This is a genomic window from Streptomyces sp. NPDC088732 (genome assembly GCF_044751205.1).
Classification (GTDB): Bacteria; Actinomycetota; Actinomycetes; order Streptomycetales; family Streptomycetaceae; genus Actinacidiphila.
The window spans coordinates 1-17497 of sequence record NZ_JBIVLI010000040.1; the positions used below are offsets into that span (position 1 = coordinate 1).

General features: G+C 71.5%; 29 protein-coding genes. 25 read left to right on the forward strand and 4 right to left on the reverse strand.

Translation table 11 applies throughout. The annotated features are described in order from the left end of the window. The first annotated feature begins 45 nt into the window (after positions 1 to 45). Entirely contained in the window at positions 46 to 1806 is a 1761-nt protein-coding gene (locus ACIP9H_RS40240; protein WP_401963918.1) for a recombinase family protein, read from the forward strand. On the opposite strand, the gene ACIP9H_RS40245 is transcribed toward ACIP9H_RS40240, so the two are convergent. Together ACIP9H_RS40245 and ACIP9H_RS40250 are read right to left on the reverse strand one after the other, a co-directional pair. Next, entirely contained in the window at positions 1796 to 2338 is a 543-nt protein-coding gene (locus tag ACIP9H_RS40245) for a hypothetical protein (protein WP_401963920.1), read from the reverse strand. The genes ACIP9H_RS40240 and ACIP9H_RS40245 overlap by 11 nt on opposite strands. 17 nt (positions 2339 to 2355) lie before the next feature. Beyond that, the gene (locus ACIP9H_RS40250) at positions 2356 to 2820 is read right to left on the reverse strand and encodes a helix-turn-helix domain-containing protein (RefSeq protein ID WP_401963922.1); all 465 of its coding nucleotides are present in this window, start codon (positions 2818 to 2820) and stop codon (positions 2356 to 2358) included. A 246-nt stretch (positions 2821 to 3066) separates the two neighbouring features. Here ACIP9H_RS40250 and ACIP9H_RS40255 point away from each other — a divergent pair, with 246 nt between their 5' ends. The 21 genes from ACIP9H_RS40255 (at position 3067) to ACIP9H_RS40355 (ending at position 14499) form a co-directional block, all read left to right on the forward strand. Next, positions 3067 to 3285 (forward strand): helix-turn-helix domain-containing protein, encoded by a 219-nt coding sequence (locus ACIP9H_RS40255; RefSeq protein WP_401963924.1) that lies wholly within the window; start codon positions 3067 to 3069, stop codon positions 3283 to 3285. Positions 3286 to 3589: 304 nt separating this feature from the next. Continuing rightward, positions 3590 to 3961 (forward strand): hypothetical protein, encoded by a 372-nt coding sequence (locus ACIP9H_RS40260; RefSeq protein ID WP_401963925.1) that lies wholly within the window; start codon positions 3590 to 3592, stop codon positions 3959 to 3961. Next, on the forward strand, positions 3958 to 4347 hold the full coding sequence (locus tag ACIP9H_RS40265) for a hypothetical protein (protein ID WP_401963927.1): 390 nt from the start codon (positions 3958 to 3960) through the stop codon (positions 4345 to 4347). The genes ACIP9H_RS40260 and ACIP9H_RS40265 overlap by 4 nt, the downstream gene beginning before the upstream one ends. 139 nt (positions 4348 to 4486) lie before the next feature. Then, positions 4487 to 4939: a hypothetical protein gene (locus tag ACIP9H_RS40270; protein ID WP_401963929.1), complete on the forward strand. Its 453-nt coding sequence runs from the start codon at positions 4487 to 4489 to the stop codon at positions 4937 to 4939. After that, positions 4936 to 5748: a hypothetical protein gene (locus tag ACIP9H_RS40275; RefSeq protein ID WP_401963931.1), complete on the forward strand. Its 813-nt coding sequence runs from the start codon at positions 4936 to 4938 to the stop codon at positions 5746 to 5748. Before ACIP9H_RS40270 ends, ACIP9H_RS40275 begins: the two co-directional genes overlap by 4 nt. Continuing rightward, positions 5741 to 6169: an HNH endonuclease gene (locus ACIP9H_RS40280; RefSeq protein WP_401963933.1), complete on the forward strand. Its 429-nt coding sequence runs from the start codon at positions 5741 to 5743 to the stop codon at positions 6167 to 6169. Before ACIP9H_RS40275 ends, ACIP9H_RS40280 begins: the two co-directional genes overlap by 8 nt. Beyond that, entirely contained in the window at positions 6166 to 6432 is a 267-nt protein-coding gene (locus ACIP9H_RS40285) for a hypothetical protein (RefSeq protein ID WP_401963935.1), read from the forward strand. Before ACIP9H_RS40280 ends, ACIP9H_RS40285 begins: the two co-directional genes overlap by 4 nt. Beyond that, positions 6429 to 7313 carry a PD-(D/E)XK nuclease-like domain-containing protein gene (locus tag ACIP9H_RS40290; RefSeq protein WP_401963937.1) on the forward strand — a complete coding sequence of 295 codons (885 nt, stop codon included), beginning with the start codon at positions 6429 to 6431 and terminating at the stop codon, positions 7311 to 7313. Before ACIP9H_RS40285 ends, ACIP9H_RS40290 begins: the two co-directional genes overlap by 4 nt. Next, positions 7310 to 8215, forward strand: a complete 906-nt coding sequence (locus tag ACIP9H_RS40295) for a hypothetical protein (protein ID WP_401963939.1) — start codon at positions 7310 to 7312, stop codon at positions 8213 to 8215. Before ACIP9H_RS40290 ends, ACIP9H_RS40295 begins: the two co-directional genes overlap by 4 nt. Continuing rightward, positions 8212 to 8592: a hypothetical protein gene (locus ACIP9H_RS40300; RefSeq protein ID WP_401963941.1), complete on the forward strand. Its 381-nt coding sequence runs from the start codon at positions 8212 to 8214 to the stop codon at positions 8590 to 8592. Before ACIP9H_RS40295 ends, ACIP9H_RS40300 begins: the two co-directional genes overlap by 4 nt. Continuing rightward, the gene (locus ACIP9H_RS40305) at positions 8589 to 8864 is read left to right on the forward strand and encodes a DNA methyltransferase (RefSeq protein ID WP_401963943.1); all 276 of its coding nucleotides are present in this window, start codon (positions 8589 to 8591) and stop codon (positions 8862 to 8864) included. Before ACIP9H_RS40300 ends, ACIP9H_RS40305 begins: the two co-directional genes overlap by 4 nt. Before the next feature lie 91 nt (positions 8865 to 8955). Next, positions 8956 to 9852 (forward strand): hypothetical protein, encoded by an 897-nt coding sequence (locus ACIP9H_RS40310; protein WP_401963945.1) that lies wholly within the window; start codon positions 8956 to 8958, stop codon positions 9850 to 9852. A 5-nt stretch (positions 9853 to 9857) separates the two neighbouring features. Further along, entirely contained in the window at positions 9858 to 10631 is a 774-nt protein-coding gene (locus ACIP9H_RS40315) for an ATP-binding protein (RefSeq protein WP_401963947.1), read from the forward strand. Beyond that, positions 10628 to 10864: a hypothetical protein gene (locus tag ACIP9H_RS40320; RefSeq protein WP_401963949.1), complete on the forward strand. Its 237-nt coding sequence runs from the start codon at positions 10628 to 10630 to the stop codon at positions 10862 to 10864. The genes ACIP9H_RS40315 and ACIP9H_RS40320 overlap by 4 nt, the downstream gene beginning before the upstream one ends. Next, entirely contained in the window at positions 10861 to 11037 is a 177-nt protein-coding gene (locus ACIP9H_RS40325) for a hypothetical protein (protein ID WP_401963951.1), read from the forward strand. The genes ACIP9H_RS40320 and ACIP9H_RS40325 overlap by 4 nt, the downstream gene beginning before the upstream one ends. A 24-nt stretch (positions 11038 to 11061) precedes the next feature. Next, a complete protein-coding gene (locus tag ACIP9H_RS40330) occupies positions 11062 to 11487 on the forward strand; it encodes a hypothetical protein (protein WP_401963953.1) in 426 nt (141 codons plus the stop codon). 75 nt (positions 11488 to 11562) lie between these two features. Then, the gene (locus ACIP9H_RS40335) at positions 11563 to 12135 is read left to right on the forward strand and encodes a hypothetical protein (RefSeq protein ID WP_401963954.1); all 573 of its coding nucleotides are present in this window, start codon (positions 11563 to 11565) and stop codon (positions 12133 to 12135) included. Beyond that, positions 12132 to 12848: a hypothetical protein gene (locus ACIP9H_RS40340; protein WP_401963955.1), complete on the forward strand. Its 717-nt coding sequence runs from the start codon at positions 12132 to 12134 to the stop codon at positions 12846 to 12848. Before ACIP9H_RS40335 ends, ACIP9H_RS40340 begins: the two co-directional genes overlap by 4 nt. Beyond that, positions 12841 to 12963 (forward strand): hypothetical protein, encoded by a 123-nt coding sequence (locus ACIP9H_RS40345; protein WP_401963957.1) that lies wholly within the window; start codon positions 12841 to 12843, stop codon positions 12961 to 12963. The genes ACIP9H_RS40340 and ACIP9H_RS40345 overlap by 8 nt, the downstream gene beginning before the upstream one ends. Further along, a complete protein-coding gene (locus ACIP9H_RS40350) occupies positions 12963 to 13385 on the forward strand; it encodes a hypothetical protein (RefSeq protein ID WP_401963959.1) in 423 nt (140 codons plus the stop codon). The genes ACIP9H_RS40345 and ACIP9H_RS40350 overlap by 1 nt, the downstream gene beginning before the upstream one ends. 94 nt (positions 13386 to 13479) lie before the next feature. After that, on the forward strand, positions 13480 to 14499 hold the full coding sequence (locus tag ACIP9H_RS40355) for a hypothetical protein (protein WP_401963960.1): 1020 nt from the start codon (positions 13480 to 13482) through the stop codon (positions 14497 to 14499). 47 nt (positions 14500 to 14546) lie between these two features. Here ACIP9H_RS40355 and ACIP9H_RS40360 read toward each other — a convergent pair whose 3' ends face one another. Then, on the reverse strand, positions 14547 to 14753 hold the full coding sequence (locus ACIP9H_RS40360; protein WP_401963962.1) for a hypothetical protein: 207 nt from the start codon (positions 14751 to 14753) through the stop codon (positions 14547 to 14549). Between the two features lie 431 nt (positions 14754 to 15184). After that, positions 15185 to 15442, reverse strand: a complete 258-nt coding sequence (locus tag ACIP9H_RS40365) for a hypothetical protein (RefSeq protein ID WP_401963963.1) — start codon at positions 15440 to 15442, stop codon at positions 15185 to 15187. Positions 15443 to 15626: 184 nt separating this feature from the next. Here ACIP9H_RS40365 and ACIP9H_RS40370 point away from each other — a divergent pair, with 184 nt between their 5' ends. The 3 genes from ACIP9H_RS40370 to ACIP9H_RS40380 all read left to right on the forward strand — a co-directional run bounded on the left by ACIP9H_RS40370 (position 15627) and on the right by ACIP9H_RS40380 (position 17489). Next, on the forward strand, positions 15627 to 15956 hold the full coding sequence (locus ACIP9H_RS40370) for a hypothetical protein (protein ID WP_401963965.1): 330 nt from the start codon (positions 15627 to 15629) through the stop codon (positions 15954 to 15956). Continuing rightward, on the forward strand, positions 15953 to 16189 hold the full coding sequence (locus tag ACIP9H_RS40375; RefSeq protein WP_401963967.1) for a hypothetical protein: 237 nt from the start codon (positions 15953 to 15955) through the stop codon (positions 16187 to 16189). Before ACIP9H_RS40370 ends, ACIP9H_RS40375 begins: the two co-directional genes overlap by 4 nt. Positions 16190 to 16370: 181 nt before the next feature. Then, on the forward strand, positions 16371 to 17489 hold the full coding sequence (locus ACIP9H_RS40380) for a DUF2637 domain-containing protein (RefSeq protein WP_401963969.1): 1119 nt from the start codon (positions 16371 to 16373) through the stop codon (positions 17487 to 17489). Positions 17490 to 17497: the final 8 nt, after the last annotated feature.

Consider the following 17497-nt stretch of genomic DNA (forward strand, 5'->3'; position numbering starts at 1 on the left):
CCGAAGAACTAGTGCGAGGGGTTGTTGCCTCGCTACCCTCGGTACATGCCGATCGCGCCGGAATACCTGCACCTGATCTACCCGGGCGAGGAGTTCCCCGCCTACCTCTACGGCCGCAACAGCCACGACCCCACCAAGAAGGGCCGCAGCGTCGGCGACCAGCTCCACGAGGGCCAGGATCTGTGCGACCGGCATAGCTGGCCCGTCGTCGGCGTCTTCGACAAGGACGTCGACCGCTCCGCCTCCCGCCACGCCAAGAAGGCCCGCGACGACTTCGAAGCCATGCTCGAAGGCATCGCCGCGAAGAAGTGCCGCATCGTCGTCGCCTGGGAAGCCAGCCGCTACTACCGCGACCTTGAGGTATACGTCCGGCTCCGCCGCGTGTGCATGGAGGCTGGCGTCCTGCTCTGCTACAACGGCGTCGTCTACGACCTCAGCAAGAGCGAGGACCGCCGGGCCACCGCACAGGACGCGCTCCAGGCCGAGAACGAAGCCGAGGCGATCCGCGACCGGAACCTCAGGACGCAGCGCCGCCTCGCCGAGAAGGGCAGGCCCGCCGGCCGTACCCCCTACGGCTATGTCCGCCGCTACGACCCCAGCACCGGCGACCTCATCGACCAGGTCCCGCACCCCGCGCGGTCGCGGTACGTCGTGGCGATGTTCGAGCGATGCGCGGCCGGTAGCACGCTCTACAGCATCGCCGCCTGGCTGAACACCGAGCCCGAGGCGCGGCAGACTTCCGGCAGGCCCTGGTCGCACGACAAGCTCACGATTCAGCTTCGGAACCGGGCGTACATTGGCCGTCGGGTCCACCAGGGAAAGGACATCGGCGAGGCACTGTGGGAACCGATCGTCCCCGAGGAACTCTTCTACGAGGTGCAGCGCATCCTGGACCGGCCCAGCCGGCGCACCCAGCGAGACTCTCGCGTCCGGCATCTCCTGTCGTTCATGGCCCTGTGCGGTGAGTGCGACAAGGCACCGCCGCACGTGTCATACAGGACCCCCGGCTCACAGCCCGTGATCGTGCCCGAGCTGGAGGCCAGGGCCGCCGACTACGACGACCCCCGCTGCGTGACCGTGCACCGCCTGTACATCGCCGGATACCGACCGACCATTCTCCAGGTGGTCACCGCGGTCGGCGAGGCCCACGACCCGATCAGCGACGCGGAGGCCGAGCGTCTGCGTGGCGAGGTCGAGCAGCGCGAACCTGACTTCGCCCGGTTCCGGCCGATCCCGCCGCCTATCCTGAAGCGGATGAAGTCCAACGGGAAGAGCAGCTACCTGTGCACCGCCCGAATGGACACCGGCATACGGGCGGACGAGCTCGAAGCCTACGTCGTGGAGGGCGTCCTGGAGTGGCTGAGGTCGGACGCCGCAGCCAAGGCGTTCGAACGCGACCACGATGACGCGGACATGGAAGCGGCCCGGGTGCAGCTCCTGCGCCTGCAAGCCCAGTTGGACGAGGCGCGCGAGCTGGCCGGGGAGTTCGGGCCGGACGGGGCACCGAAGCTGTCGGTGGCATCGCTGGCGGCGCTGGAGAGCCGCCTCCTCCCGCTGATCGAGGACGCGCAGGCGAAGGTCGAGGTGACCACTTCGGCCGGCATGTCGCCGTTGCTGCGAAGCCTGGCCGGGCGCCCGGATGCCGTGGCGCGGTGGGATGCGCTGGAGCTGCCTCAGCAGCGGGCGTTGCTGCGGGAGATCGTGACGGTGCGTCTTCACCGCGCGTTCGTCGGAGGTGCGCCCCGTATTGGGCCGGAGCGGATCCGGCTGTCGTTCGTGGGCCAGCCAGGGTTTCTCAGCGGCTGACGTCGCGGCCGCGAGACTGCTCGACTTCGGCAGGGTGCTGAGCGGGGAAGGGGATCACGACGTCCCGGCTGCGGTCGCGGCCCTGGGACGGGGTGGGCAGCCCGTGTTGCAGCAGTTCGAACGATGTCGCGAACGTGCGGGCGATCAGATCTGACCGCTCGGCATCGAACTGATCCTGCATCTTCCGCCGCTCGGAATCCAACTGGCGGGCCATGGCTGCGGCGGCCATCTCGGTGTCGCGCCGCATGCGCTCACGCTCGGCTGTTTGGGCGGCGCGGCCGGCGACGTATCGGTCGTACTCGTCGTCGGCCCGGCGGGTGGATTCGGCCAGGCGTGCCCGCTCGGCTGTGGTGTCGGTGACCCATCCGCGGATCAGGTGCAACGCAATGAGGGCGGAAGCTGTGAGGGCGAGGCATGCTCCGGCGATGGCGCGGGCAGGCTCTTCGAGCCACACGCCCCACAGGATGACTGTGATGCCGATCGGGAGGACGACCGCGGCGACGGCGGCGGTGGTCTTGGTGCCTGAACGCATGGGCCCCCACACTCACTTCATTGTTCGGCTGCCACACCCCCGCCGTGGTCAGAGTCGGGGGTCGATTGGTCCTGTTGCCTCCGGAGTCGCTCGACCACCCCGAGGAACATCTCGCGCCCGTAGGGGTCTGTGATGCCCAGTTCCTCCGCCGCCTGTGCGGGGGTGGTGGGATGTGAGCGTACCCGTGATGGTTGAGTTTCAGACAGTGATCGAAGCGTTTCAGGCGAGATCAGCCCGGCTTCTACGAATAGCTCGAAGGGGTTGACCCGGATCGCCTTGGCCAGCGGCTCGAAGAACTGGGGATCGGGCAGGCGCTTGCCGTCGAGCATGCGGCCGATGGTGGTTGGGCTCATGCCGGTATCGCGGGAGAGTGCTGCTTTGCCGCCGCGCCCGTCGATGTCGTAGCCAGCGCTGCGCGCTGCATCGGCGACTCGCGCGCCGAAGCGCTCTGTGGGGGTGGAGCCGTCGGTGGGTTGCGTCATAACCGCAGGTTAGCTCGCTAGCAGGCAAGTCGTCACGTACTTGCTTGCAGGCAAGGTTGCAGGTCAAGCCAGGGTTCGGCATTCGGCCAGCATATCGCCAGACTCGAACGTGTGCTCGGTTTTCATCATCACCCTTCCTCCATGCAAGCTTGCTTGCCAGCAAGCTAGGTATCAGCGTAGTGTTGTGGCCAGCGAGCAAGAAACGCTCGCTGGCCAGCAATGACCATGCCTGCAAGGGGGTGACCCATGCCTTACCGACTGCGCATCTCCCACCTGCTCGACATCGCTGCGCAGAAGGGCGACACCACCGGCTATGCCATCGCAAAGCGGACCGGCTTGAGCGAGCCGAGCGTGTCGAAGTTGCTCAACAGCAAGACCAAGCCTGGCGTGAAAACACTCCTCCTCTTCAAGGAGGCGTACGGCGGCACCGTCGACGACCTGATCGAGATCGAGGCAGCCGCGTGACGGCCGAAGAGCGCCGCGCGCTGCTCGGTGACGAAGCCGTCGAGTCTGCCCGAGCGCAGGCACGCCGCGCGATTGCGACCGCGCCTCCGTCTGCGGAGGTCATCGCTCGACTCCGCCGCATCCTGACCCGCCCGGCACTCGCCGCGGAGCCCATCGCGGCTCCCGCCTCGGCAACGCCGGCGCCTGCTCAGCCCCAAGCCGCCGACAAGCCGGCCGCCTGACATGCCGCGGGGCCGCCCCGGACGCGCATCCGGAAGCGACCCCAGTTCCACAGCACCTCACACCCATGGAAGCGAGGCTCTCTGTGAGCACCCACATTACCGATCGGCCACCGCGCCTGACGATGGGCGATCAGGCCCGGGAGATCGTCGCGCTGGCTGGTCTGGCGGCGGAGTACGCCGACATGCCCGCCGCGTTCATCACGGTCTCGGACGTCCCGGGCGCCCTGCACATCGACCTGCAGCTCGACTCGCCGCAGGACTTCGAGGTCTGGCGGGCGGCGCTCGGCATCGACCCGCAGTCGGTCCTCCTCCGCCTGAGCGGCCGGGACTCGTGGCTGTCGACGGAGGCGGGAGAGTACCGGGGCGTCTCGGTTGGACTCGCCGGCTTCGGCGTCGAGCTGACGCGGGAGCAGGCCGACGAGCCCCGCGAGCTGCGAGCGGCGGTGGCTGCATGAACGCCCCGCTGAGCCCTGAGGAGTTCGACGAGATCCGCGCCTCCGTAGCGCGCGCCCCGCACCCGGCGCCCGGCACGTGGGCGGAGGGCCTGCGGAAGCTGATCGGCGAAGTCGACCGCTTGCACCTGCTGCTGAACGCGCAGCCGGCCGCGCTGTCGGAGGCGCAAATCGAGGCGTTGTCCGACGCGGGGAACGGCGCGCTGAGCGACTTCTACCACGACCGTGCGTGCGCCTGCCGTGAGTACCCGGAGGGCTGCGTGACGGACCCGCGGTACCGGAAGGCGTTCGGCAACTGGGATACGGGCGCGTTCGGGATCGGCATGGCTGCGGTGATCGGGCTGTGGGAGTCGATGCGGGTGGCGACCGGCGGCGGTGAGCGGTCGTGATCTACGCCGCCGACGCCCTCGTGCTGCTTGCACTCGGCCTCGCCGCCCACTTCGGCGGCCGACTCCCTCACCCCCGCCCCGTCCGCCCCGCACGCGGCGCGCACGCCCGACGCCGCTTCACGATCAAGGGGAACGCCCGATGAGGCACATCACCGCCACCACCACCCCGGACCACCACGGCGTCGAGCTCGACATCAGCCGCGACGCCGAGCGCATCCTCGACCAGGTCGCCGCCCTCTTCTCCGCCGACCCCGACCGCGCCGAGGACATCCTCGTGCGCCTCGGCTCCGCCGTCGGACACCGGGACGACGCCCGCGCCGAAGGCGAGGACGCCCGCGCGGACTTCGCCGGCTCGCTGGCCGACTCCCTGCGCGACGAGCTGCTGCACGCCATGGGCGAGGTCGGAGCGCACCACCCGGTCACGGTCCGCCTGTCGGCGAACGAGGCTGCGGACCTCGCCGACGAGACCCGCGCGGCAGCCGACCGGACGGTCATGCCGCCAGCGCGGCCGGTGCACGACATCGACCGGGCCCCGTTGACCGGCGGCCGCGGCCGGGTCCCCGAGCAGCGCCAGGGCGGTGCTGCCGCATGAGCGACAACGACGACGTCAGCATGGTCGCGATCGACGGCACGGATGCCCTGGCGTTCCTGATCATTCGCCCCGGGAAGACCCAGGGGTCCGTCAGCATCGAGTCGGGTGCGCGCGGCATGACCCACGAGACCGCCGCGTACGTCCTGCGCCAGCAGGCGAACGTGTGGGACCGAGGCGCATTCCTCGCCGAGCACCGCGGCAACGTCCTGCGTGAGGCACGCGAAGCACTCAGCCACTTCTTTGAGGCCACGTCCGAGGACAAGCCGCGCCGACAGGGCATCGCGTTCTCGATCGGTGTGCTGCACGGGCTGGAGATCGAGCAGCCCAAGGGGCACCTCCGGGATGCCATGCCGCGCCGAGTCGGCGCCGAGAAGCGCCGGGACGTGCTGCTCGCGGCCATGAAGTTGGCGGGCGGCGAGTGGACGACCGGCCGGGTCAGGGCGATGTACAAGCGGCTGATGCCGCACAACCTGTACCGGGCGGCGATCCGTGGGGACTTTGCGGACCTGTGCCGGCGGGGCTACATCGAGGCGCACGACGGGCCGCGCGGCCGGTACTACGTCCTCGCTGGCAGCGCCGCCAATGCGGCGGTTGGGTTCTTCGAGCCCGGCCGGACCTACGGCGACGTGGCCGAGTGGGCGTTCCGCTGCGACACGATCACCACCAACCCGGCGGACGGCGAGAAGACCGCGCTCGGGTGGCGGCACTTCAAGGGCCGCTGGGAGCCCTTCGCTTACCACCAGGACGACTGGGAGACCATGCAGGTCTTCGGCTGGTGCACGCCCGAGGGCGGTGATGCCGATGCGTAGGACCGTCGACGCCCGGTTCTGGGCGAAGGTGCTCGGCGGCAACGTCGAGACCTGCTGGCTCTGGACCGCGCACGTGCTGGACACCGGATACGGCCAGTTCCGCGATGAGCACGGCCGCCTCGTGCGGGCCCACCGCTGGTCGTACGAGCAGCTCCGCGCGGAGATCCCCGACGGGCTCGTGCTCGACCACACCTGCCGCAACCGGCGGTGTGTGAACCCCTGGCACCTGGACCCGGTCACCAGCCGCACGAACACCCTGCGCGGCGAGGGTACGGCGGCCCGGAACGCGACCAAGAAGCGCTGCCTGCACGGCCACGCCTTCACCCCGGAGAACACCTACGTCCGGCCGAACGGCTGGCGCGAGTGTCGCGCCTGCCGCCGCGGCGAGGGCGCCGAACTGATCGAGGTGATCGCGGCATGACCACCAAGACCCGCGCCCGGCGTCGTCCCGGCGCCGAGCCCCAACCGCTGCGGCAGCCCCGCCTCGACGTGTGGCTGCTCGAACCCTGCCGCCGCACCGGCTGCGGCAAGGAGGCGCACGCCGGCCGGACCCCGGACGGCTGGACACGGATCACGGTCGGCGGCTCCGGTGAGCCGCCCCGCATCTACTGCTCCGGCCTGTGCGCCACGAAGGGCATCGCCCTCGCCGAGATCCGCACCGCCCCGAAGGGAGGGACCCGGTGACGACCACCGCGGAACCCACCACCGTCGAGGGGCCCGGCCTGTACCCGGACCTGCCGGCTGAGGAGTACCACGCCGATCCGTTCCGGGACCGTGGCGGCAGCCTGTCGTCGACGGGCGCCCGCAAGCTCGTGCCGCCGTCCTGCCCGGCGCTGTTCCGGCACTGGGCGGACACGCGTCAGCCCCCGAAGCAGGTTTTCGAGTTCGGCACCGCCGCGCACAAGCTCGTGCTCGGCCCCGGCCCCGCCCTGGCCCGCCTCGACGTCGACGCCTACACCACCAAGGACGCCAAGGCGAAGCGCGACAAGGCCCGCGCCGAGGGCAAAATCCCGCTCAAGGTCGCCGAACACGAGCAGCTCGACGGCATGGTCGCGGCTCTCCGGGCGCACCCCTACGTGCCGGCCCTGTTCGACCCGGTAAACGGATCCCCCGAGCAGTCCCTGTTCTGGACCGACGAGCAGACCGGCGTGATGCGGCGAGCCCGCCTCGACTGGCTGCCGACACTCGGCCCCGGCCGGCTGATCGTCGCCGACTACAAGACGTGCGTGAAGGCCGACGACGTCTCGATCGCGCGGGCCGTCGACGAGCACGGCTACCACCAGCAGGCCGACTGGTACCTGTCCGGGCTCCGGGCGTTGGGCCTGGCCGACGGTGAGACCGCGTTCGTCTTCGTGTTCCAGGAGAAGACGCCGCCGTACCTGATCAACGTCGTCGAGCTCGACATCGTCGCGCTCCACATCGGCGCCGCGAAGAACCGCCGCGCCCTGCAGACCTACGCCAAGTGCACCACCGACGGCGTGTGGCCGGCCTGGAACGACGACGTCCGCCTGCTCCCGCTCCCCGCCTACGCCGAGCGCCGAGACACCGAGGAGTACCTCACGTGACGACCTACCCCGACACCGCCCTCGCGGCGCCCCGTGGGGCCGCCTCGCAGGCCACGCAGATCGAGCAGTCCCGCGCGGTCGCCGAGGTGCAGGCCGCGATCCTGATGGCCAAGCAGTGCCCCCGCTCGGTGCAGCAGGCCATCGCCGACATGCAGCAGGCATGCCGCATCAAGTCGCTCGCCGACCGGGCGTTCTACAGCTACACCCGCGGCGGCTCGAAGGTGACCGGCGCGACGATCCACCTGGCCCGAGCGCTGGCCGCGATCTACGGCAACCTGCAGTACGGCGTCAGCGAGCTGTCCCGCGACGTCGCCGCCGGGCAGTCCGAGGTACTGGCCTACGCGTGGGACCTGCAGGCCAACACCCGTGTCGCGAACATCTTCATCGTCCCTCACCTGCGCGACGCCCGCGGGGAGAAGAACCCGCTGCCCGAGCTGAGGGACGTCTACGAGAACAACGCGAACCAGGGCGCTCGGCGGGTCCGTGAGGCGATCCTGTCGGTCCTGCCGGGCTGGTTCGTCGACGACGCGAAGGAACTGTGCACGGCCACGATCCGGGACGGCGGCGGCGTGCCGCTGCCGCAGCGCATCGCGAAGGCCCTCAAGACGTACGAGGACTTGGGCGTGACGGCGGAGCGGATCGAGCGGCAGATCGGCCGGGTGTCGGACAAGTGGACGGCGCACGACCTGGCCGACCTGACGATCACGCTGCGGAGTATCCAGCGGAACGAGACGACCGTCGAGGACGAGTTCCCGTCGCAGGTCACCTCCGCCGAGATCCTCACCCCGACGACCACCCCGGTCGCGGCTGTCACTCCGGCGCCGGACGACGCGGAGCAGCCGGCCGCCCCGGCCGCGGTGTGGCCCGAGACGGCGAAGCCCGGATCGGGGGCCCGCCGATGAGCCAGCACCCCGAGTTCTTCGACCGGTTCGTCGACCTCGCCGAGTGCGACACCGCCGTCACCATCCGCGACGGCGGCACCGTGGAACTGCGCGGCAGCGGCTGCCCCCTCGACATTGCCAGGATCCTGGCGGTGACCGCCGCGCGCCTGATCGCCGACGTCCACAACCACGACGACGAGGACGGACCGCACGACCACCCCGACGTCGACCCCGGATCGTGGGTCGACCGCGAGGGCCGTGTGTGGGAACCGATCGGCATGCGCGACGCCGTCGGTGAGGAGCTGCTCCGCACCCCGGGCGTCGTCGACTCCATGCCGCGCAGCGCCATCGACGCCGCGTTCGGCCCGCTCACCCCGGCTGGGGGTGACGGGGCATGAGCGTCTACTTCGACGACGGCACCGTGCGCCTGCTGCTCGGCGATGCCATCGAGCAGATGCGGACTCTGTCGGACGGCTCCGTGAACTGCATCGTGACCAGCCCGCCTTACTACGGGCTTCGCGACTACGGGACTCAGGGGCAGTACGGACTCGAAGCCTCGCCGGCCGAGTACGTCGAGCGGATGCGGCAGGTGTTCTCCGAGGCGCGGCGCGTGCTGGCCGACGACGGCACGCTGTGGCTCAACCTCGGCGCCTCACTGCACCGCGACTGACCCACCCCCCGAAAGCGCCCGCGGGCCGGGGTGACCGACACATCCCCCGGCCCGCGCAGGCCACGGACACCGCACACAGGAGAGACGCAGCATGGCCGACAAGGACAAGCGCACCTACATCACGGTGCACGACGGCATGCCTGATCACCCGAAGGTCGTGGCGGCGGGGGGCATGGCGGCGTGGCTGTACGTGTGCGGACTCGCCTACTGCTCCCGGCAGCTCACGGACGGGCGCATTCCGAGGGCGATGGTGACCCGTCTCGTCGACCTGCCGGAGCCCGAAGCACTTGCTTCGGCGTTGCTTCGCGTTGGGCTGTGGCACGCTTCGGGCCACGACTGCGATCGCTGCGAGCCGGTCGAGCCGGACGAGTACCGGGTGCACGACTACGACTTGCACCAGAAGACGGCCGACGAGGTCGCCGAGCTGAAGGAAAAGCGCGCAGCCGCAGGTCGGAAGGGTGGCGTGCGGTCCGGAGCGACCCGGCGCGCGGCCTCGAAGACCCCCCGCACCGAAGCAAACAGCGAAGCAAATGCTGAAGCACTTGCTTCGGGTTTGGTGAAGCAAACGCGAAGCAAAACCGAACCACCTACACCTACACCTCTCTCTCCTACGGAGAGAGAGCTAGCTAGCCAGCAGGACGTGCCGCGCATCGGTGAACGCCCCGACATCCCGGCCGCGTCGCTGCCCCTGATCGAGAAGCTCACCGCCTCCGGGATCGTCGTCGGCTGGGAGCTTGCTCCCGCCGAGTGGTTCCTCATCGAGGCCCTCATCGGGAAGTGCGGCATCGACGTCCTCGTCGAGCACGCCACCGCCGCGTTCCAGGCGGCTCCCCGCCGGCCGCGCTCCGGCCGGTACTTCCTGCCCGGCTGGAAGTCCCTGCCCGACGTGCCCGCTGGCGGCGGCAGTGCCCCGCTGCGCGCCGTGTCCGGCGGCTATCAGCCGTACTCCAACCCCACCGACGCCACGGCGTACGGGAACGGATGGTGACGACCGTGTCCACGAAGGAACCCATCCTGGTCGGCGAGGCCGCCCCGGACCGCAGCACCGAGACGGGCAGCGCCCTGGCCCGCATCATGGCGGGCGTCCAGCAGCGGCAGGCCGAGGGCGTCGAGCCCGGCCCGATCGACGACGAGCCCAGCCCCGACGAGCCCGGCCACCCGGAGTACCACCGTCGGCGGCGTGCCGAGTGGGCGCTCGACCGGTGGACCACGGCGACCCCGCCGCGCTACCGGAAGTCCGACGCCACCCACCCCGGCGTGACGGCGTGGGCGGACCGGGCGGCGGCGGACCCGGAGGACGCCGGGTCGCTGCTGCTGACCGGGCCGACCGGCACCGGCAAGACGTACCAGGCATACGGCGCAATGCGCCGGATCGCCGCCTCGGGGCCCCACCGGTACGAGCTGCTCGCCACAACGGCGGCCGACCTGTACGGGCGGCTCCGGCCGAACGGCTCGCAGGCCGGCACCGAGCACGAGCTGAAGCGGCTGGCCCGAGTGCCGCTGCTGCTGCTCGACGACCTCGGCTCGGCGAAGGCCACCGAGTGGGTCGAGGAAGTCACCTACCGGCTGATCAACGAGCGGTACAACGCGTGCCTCCCGACGCTGTTCACGAGCAACTTCCCGGCGCGCGCGAACCGGGACGACCGCGGGAACCCGCTCGGCCCGGACCTGGCGCAGATCCTCGGCGAGCGGATCGCGTCGCGATTGGCGGAGATGACGACCGTCGTCCCGATGGAAGGCGTCGACCGGCGCCGGGTGCGGCCGTGACCGCCCTCGACTGGGACGGGATGTCCGAGGCCGACACCGAGGCCCTGGTCGACCTGACCGACGAGGAACTCGCCGAGCTGTACGACCTGTACGGCGAGCCCGGACCGGAGCCTGACCCGGACCCACTCGCCGGGTACTCCCGGCCGGCGACCCGCGGCCCGGTGCACGTCGACCCGCAGCGCGAGGTCGTGACGGCCGCCGCGGTGGATGACTGGCCGGGCGGTGCCGCGTGACTCAGGACCAGGGTGTTTTCGTCGGCGCTGCTCTCGCCGGTTCCCCGACCGCCTGCGCGCTGCTCGTCGTGGCGGCGTGCGTGATCCGCGACCACTGGCGGGCCGTGCGCGGCTGGCTGGTCGTCGCCCTCGCCATCGCGGCTCTGCTCGCGGCCGCCGCCCTCATCGACTGACCCGCAACGAAAGGACCGATCGACATGACCGCCCGCACCTTCACGCCGGACCTCACCCACGAGGACGGCTCGATCACGATCACGATGCAGCGGTGCTGCAACGGATGCGGCCAGAAGCTCGGCGACGTCGAAGACCGTGACCTCGACGACCACGGCAACCTCACTGACGTCCGCGGCGAATGCGAGAACTGCCGCCCCGTCGTCGAGCTGGAGGCCGCGGGCTGCACCACGTGGCAGCTCACCCCGCGCAACTACGCCCGCATCGATCGCGAACTCGACAGGCTCGGCGTCTTCACCAAGCAGTTCACCGAGTCCATCGACGACCACGTCACCACCGTCGGGATGCGTATCGGCATCAAGCCCGGCCACGTCGTCGCCCGCTTCGGTGACTGGATCATCCGCCACCGCGACGGCGGGTTCACCGTCCACAAGGCGCCTGCCGACGCCTGACCCACCGCCCGATACAACGCGGCCGCCCCGGGCGGAATCCGGGGCGGCGCACCACGAGCCTACGAGGGAGACCCGATGTACCCGAAGCTCTTCAGCACACCCGGTCTGGCGAACTTCGCCGAGGCCGTCGACCAGGAACGGCAGCGGCAGCTCGCGAAGTTCGGCGAGCAGCGCCACCGGGATGGCACGAGCGCCGCCAATGCGTCCTGGGCTGACCACGCCCGCGCGCGGTGCCAGGAGGCCGCCGACGCGGAAGCCCAGACGTGGGGCGCGATCCTCTACGAGGAGTTCGCCGAGGCCATGGCCGAGACCGACCCGGCGCAGCTCCGCGCCGAGCTGGTGCAGATCGCCGCGGTGTGCGCCGCCTGGATCTCCGACCTCGACACCCGCGTCCGGCCCGCGCCGGCTGCCACCCGAGCGCCCGTCGCTTACCAGTCCCGCGGTGGCCGGCTGCTCCGGTGCCTGCGGCACGCGCCCGGCCGGTCGGTGCTCGACAGCGGCGACATGGTGCCGGTCACCTCCGACGACCTGCCCGACGGCGGGATCTGTACGTACCCCGACTGCGGTGTGGACGTGCTGACCGCCGCTCTCGACGACCGCATCGCCGCCGCCGTGGCGCAGGCCATTCCGGCGGCGGACCCGCAGTGAGTTCCGTCCTGTTCGCGATCGTCACCAGCCTCGACGCCCATCACAGGAAGGCCCGAACCGCCATGACCGAGCAGCCCACCGCCCCTGGCCTCCCGCCGACTGAGCCCTGCACGAAGCACACCGGCGACGACCGCGCCCTGTACGGGTGCAGTGGCCCGGACCCGGCGCAGGCCACGCCCGGCACCCCGCCGAGCGGACCGGCAGGCGCCAGCAGTGCGCACACGCCGGAGGCCGCGCAGACCGAGGACATCCTCCGCGACCGCGAAGCCCGCCGCGGAGCCATAGACGTCCTGCTCGCCCGAGGCGAACGCCGCCAGACCCTCACCGGCGACGAGGCCGCACTGCTCCGCAAGCTCGTGCTCGCCGACCGGGCGGACCTTGAGCACGAAGCAACCACCGCAGAGCTGGCCATCGAACGTGTCCGGCTACTCGGCCCCACCCTCGACTTCGAGGCGACCGACGTCTGCACGGCCGGCCCTGCCCGCGACGTGCTGCGCGACGCCTCCCGTCGAATCCGCACCGCCCTCGACGGCACGTGGCAGGTGACCGGCTGCGTCCTCCGCTCCCGCCTCGCGGCCGCCCTCGTGGTCGAGCACCGTCGCCGGGCCGCAGCACGGATCGTCGCCAGCCCGGAGGAACACTCCGCCGCCATGGCCGAGGTCGTCGTGCTCGCCCTCACCGACCCCGACCTGACCGGACCCGCCGATGCGTAGCGCCGTCCTGTCCCTGCTCATCGTCGCGGCACTCGCGGGCGTTGGCTGGCTCGTGCTGGCCGCGCCCGCCGCGATCGCCCCGCCCGTCCACGTGCCCACCACCCGGGAGCCCTGATGCCCGAGCCGATCACCGTGGCCGCCGACCTCCGCGCCCAACTGGCCGAAGCCGCAGAAGCGCTGTGCGCAGTCGGCAAAGCCGCCATCGTCGTACAGCCGACGCTCGACAAGCCCTACCCCCACGCCCCCCAGTGGACGCCGTGGACCCGCTGGATGCAGCGCCCCGCCCGGCAGGCATACAACCTCGGCACGCTGCTCCGGCGGCAGCTCGGTCTCGCCGTCCCGACGCCCCACTACCAGAGCAACGAGGCCACCCGCCTGTACGACGCCGCCCGGCAACACGCGAACGAGACCGTCGGCCACGCCGAAGGCTGCGAATGGCACACCAAGAGCCACGCCTACTGCACGTGCCTGCTGTGGCTCGCGGCCCGCGCCGGAGTCGACGCCGCCCTCGAAGCCCTCGGCGAGAACACGCCCTGAAACGACGGCGGGGCGCCCCCATCCGGCCAGATGTACGGGGCGCCCCTCGGCGGGACCAGCCTACGCCCCACCTGCACCAACAGGAGCGCCCGCCATGCAGAACACCGCCCGCACCACCACGCCCGACGGCGACCTGCAATACGTCCTCGACCACTGGGACCGGCTCGACGACCTGCTCGACTCCAACGCTGGCACCACCTGGCCCCCGCCCCGCCGTGAGCAGCCCACCGACAGCGAGGACACCGAGCCCCACCGCCACGCGCAGCACCTCAGGACCGTGCCGCTCGGCGAGGACCGCGTCGCCTACGAATGCGTGCACTGCGACTACGTCGGCGACGGCGGCGACCACACCGCCCGACCCGATCGCGACCCCGCGCAGCTCGGCGTCCGGCCCGTACCCATCCGGCTCGGCATCGTCGACACCGCCGTCGCCATCGAGACCGCCCTCGTCGCGTGCGCCGACGCCATCGCCCGCGAAGTCCAGCGCGAGCCGATGCCCATGCCGCGGCCCCGCCGGGCCGCCGTCGTCCGAACCCGCGCCGAGCGCGTCGAGTGGGAAGATCGCGCCCGCCGCATCGAGCAGGCCCGCGCCGACTCGGCCGACCCGAGGCGCTGGCACTCGACCGGCCGGCGAAGCGCCGTGCAGGCGGGGGAGTGGCTGCAGGACCGGCTCGCCGGAAGCCCCGGCCCGTTCCAGCCCCTGACCGACGGGCACCGGGCGCACATCGCCATCGCTGCTCGGGAGACGGCGCGGCTGCTCCGCATCGCGATCCGCGACGAACGCACGCAACGCGTCCTCGACGGCATGCCGTGCCCCGGATGCAAGGGTGAGCTGATGTTCCACCAGGGCGGCGGCGAGCCTGACATCGTGTCCTGCTCGGCCGGGCTGACCGAGTGCAGCGCGCGGGCGCCGTGGCACCCGGACACCCGGCGGCGGGAGTGGGACGGCGAGGGTCTCGTCGAGCTGTGGCAGAGGCTTGACCGGGCGATGGGCGAGCAGCGTGCCCGGCAGGTGCAGCAGGCCGAGGAAGAGCGGCGGGCGCGCCGGACGGAAGCGCGCCGGCGGCAGCGCGCGGCCGCGCGGGAGCGGGCTGGAGGGGCGGCGGCCGCATGACGATGGCCCCGACCTGGCAAGGTCGGGGCCATCGTCATCCTGGGCAACTACCGGCGAGACCGTGCCGACATGCCCGCCATCGCGAACACCGGCGACACGAACCAGCCGGCCTCCGGAGTGGTCGCGTGGCCGGTGACGATCAGCAACGAGCCGATCAACAGGCCCGAGAGCGCCAGTGCGACCGTGGGCCAGTCAAGCGACGGGCCCGCGGGCGCAGTGGCTGCGGTCGCAGCCAGTGCCCTACTCTCGTCCATAGGACGTTTTCCTTTCATGGGGTGAACAGTCCGCCAAGGCCCCTCCACCGAAGCCCGCGAAGCAGTCGGTGACCCGAGGGGCCTTTGTGCGTGCTCCCATTTTGCACGCTCTAGCTGCTCCAAATTGGCGGTGAGCAGCAGTTGAGCCGCGAATCGGCGCTCGCCGAGGCACTCGGCGTGGGTTCACTGGTTGGCATACTTTTACGTTGCGCACGTGAGGCTGGATGACCCGCTGCATACTTATGCCGACAGGCTCTCGGGAAACTTCTCAAGATTTTTCCGGGCCCTGACGGCGTTTCACGTGGAAAATTGCAGTATTCGTTCGGCCGTTCGAGCTGCGTGACCGCGGTGCCTGGCGGCGTCCATAATTTCGAAGACGTCAGCGGCCCCCGTCCTACCTCCACGTGGACGGGGGCCGCTGCGCCGTTCGCCTACTGCTCTTCGCCGTCGACCTCACGCGCGTCGTCGACCTGGTCGTCCTCCGACTGCTCCAGGTCGGTGCGCTTCCCCTGCCGGATGTTGGCCTGCCGCTCCGCCCAGTACTCGTCGAACCACGCGACGGGGTACTCCGGCCGGGTGCTACCAGGGCGGAACGACGGGGCAGGCCAGCCTTCGGCCGGGTTCTGAGCCAGGCGGTGGATGAGAGTCCGGCTCTTGCCGACACGCTCGGCGAGCTTCGGGATCGTCATGGTCGACTTCTCCACCTCCTGAGGTTCGGGGGGCGGCGGCATGGAGCCATCCTCTCAGCGAAGTGTGGACAATGTCCACACCTCGCGCTACGGTCGTACCGAACGCGGAAAACCCCGGCCGGCGCTGGAACGCCACATGGCCGGGGGGATCCGCCTGACCTCCCAGTCGAAGGGCAGATCCGCTATGGATCGTACCGACCTGCTCAGCAGCCAGCCCAGCCCCACGCCCCGCGCCGACGAACACCGCGACGACACCGGGACGATCGTCCTGCCCCGTCCCGGCCGCACCGTCGCCGCCGTCGGCCTCATCCGCGGGGGCGTCCTCGTCGCCCGAACCGCCGAGGGAACCGCCGGCCTCCGCATCACCCCCCGAGCCCTGCACGACGCGCGCCGCTCCCTGGCGACCGCCGAGCAGTGCCTCGCCCGACCCGGGGTCAACAGCCTCCGCCGCTGGCGCCTCGGCCTCACCGTCGACTCCGCCCGCGCCGCACTCCGTGCCGGGACCACCGCATGAGCGACACCACTGCGCACACGCACGGCCCGAACTTCGGCCGGCACGTGGCCGACTGCCCGCGGTGCGCCGAACTCAAGGCGGGCGCCGAGCCCGTCCGCTGGAACCGCCCGCGCACCGAGCGCGAGCAGACCGGCGGCTACCCCACCAGTCGCGAGATCACCGACCACTTCGCCGCCGGGAGCCCGCACTCCCGCGGCGACTGCGGCCCCGTGTGCACCTTCGGGGACTGGTGACCATGACCGCCGCCGAGGAACTCGCCGCCGCCGCCCGTGACTACGCGGAGAACCAGCGGTCCACCCCACCGCCTCCGCCGCCCCACGAGGCCGAGGGCCGCGACGAGCAGTAGCCGCCCGACCGGCCGGGCCCCGTCATCCCCCCCGCGGGGCCCGGCCACCCCCAACCGAGAGGAACCCCGTGACCGAGCGCCAGACGCTGACGCCGATGCAGCGCCGCTTCGTGTACGCGGTCGCCGCCGGCGCCCTCATCATCGCCGCCGTCGGATTCGCCGGCTCGTACACCGCCGTCACCGACGTCGCCGAGAACGAGGGCTTCGGCTGGTTCGCCCGCGTCCTCCCCGCCGGGATCGACGCGGGCATCGGCGTGCTGCTCGCGCTCGACCTGCTCCTGACGTGGCTGCGCATGCCGTACCCGCTGCTCCGCTACACGGCGTGGCTGCTCACGATCGCCACGATCGTCTTCAACGCGGCCGCCGCCTGGCCCCGCCCGATCGGTGTCGGCATGCACGCCGTCATCCCCATCCTGTTCGTCATCGTCACCGAGGCCGCCCGCCACGCCATCGGCCGGGCCGCCGACATCGTCGCCGACCGCTCGATGGACTCCATCCGGCTCGCCCGCTGGTTCCTCGCCCCGGCCGCGACGTTCGTGCTGTGGCGCCGCATGAAGCTGTGGGAGGTCCGCTCGTACGACGAGCTGATCCGCATCGAGCAGGACCGGCTCGTCTACCGCGCCCGGCTCCGCGCCCGCTACGGCCGCGCGTGGCGCCGCAAGGCACCCGTCGAGATGCTGCTGCCGCTCCGGCTCGCCCGCTACGGCGTGGCGCTCGCCGACGCTACGGCCGCCATCGACGGCGCTACGCCCGTCGCCACGCCGGCCGCTACCGCCACGCCCGCCCGGCCCCGCCGCCGTAGCGCTCCCGTCATCGACACCGCCACGGCGCCCGCCACACCCGAACTGCCCGCGGCCGCCATCGCCACGGCCGTCGACGAGCCGCCCGCCACGGCCCGCGAGCGCGTGCTCACCGGACTCGGCATGGACGCCACGGTCCCGCCGCCCGTCGAGCCGGACCCGGCACCGGAGCCCGAGGCCGCGCCGATCGTCACCGACTACCAGCCCGGCACCCCGCAGTACGTCGTCCACACCCTGTGGCTGACCCTCGGCCACCAGCCCGGCGGCCGGGACATCTCGACCGCCCTCGGCAAGGAGGGCCTGCCGAACAGCGAGCAGCAGGCCCGCAAGATCCGCGCGCAGGTCCGCCGCGAGGTCGCCGACCTTCCCGGACCGCGTGCTGCCTGACCCGTGGC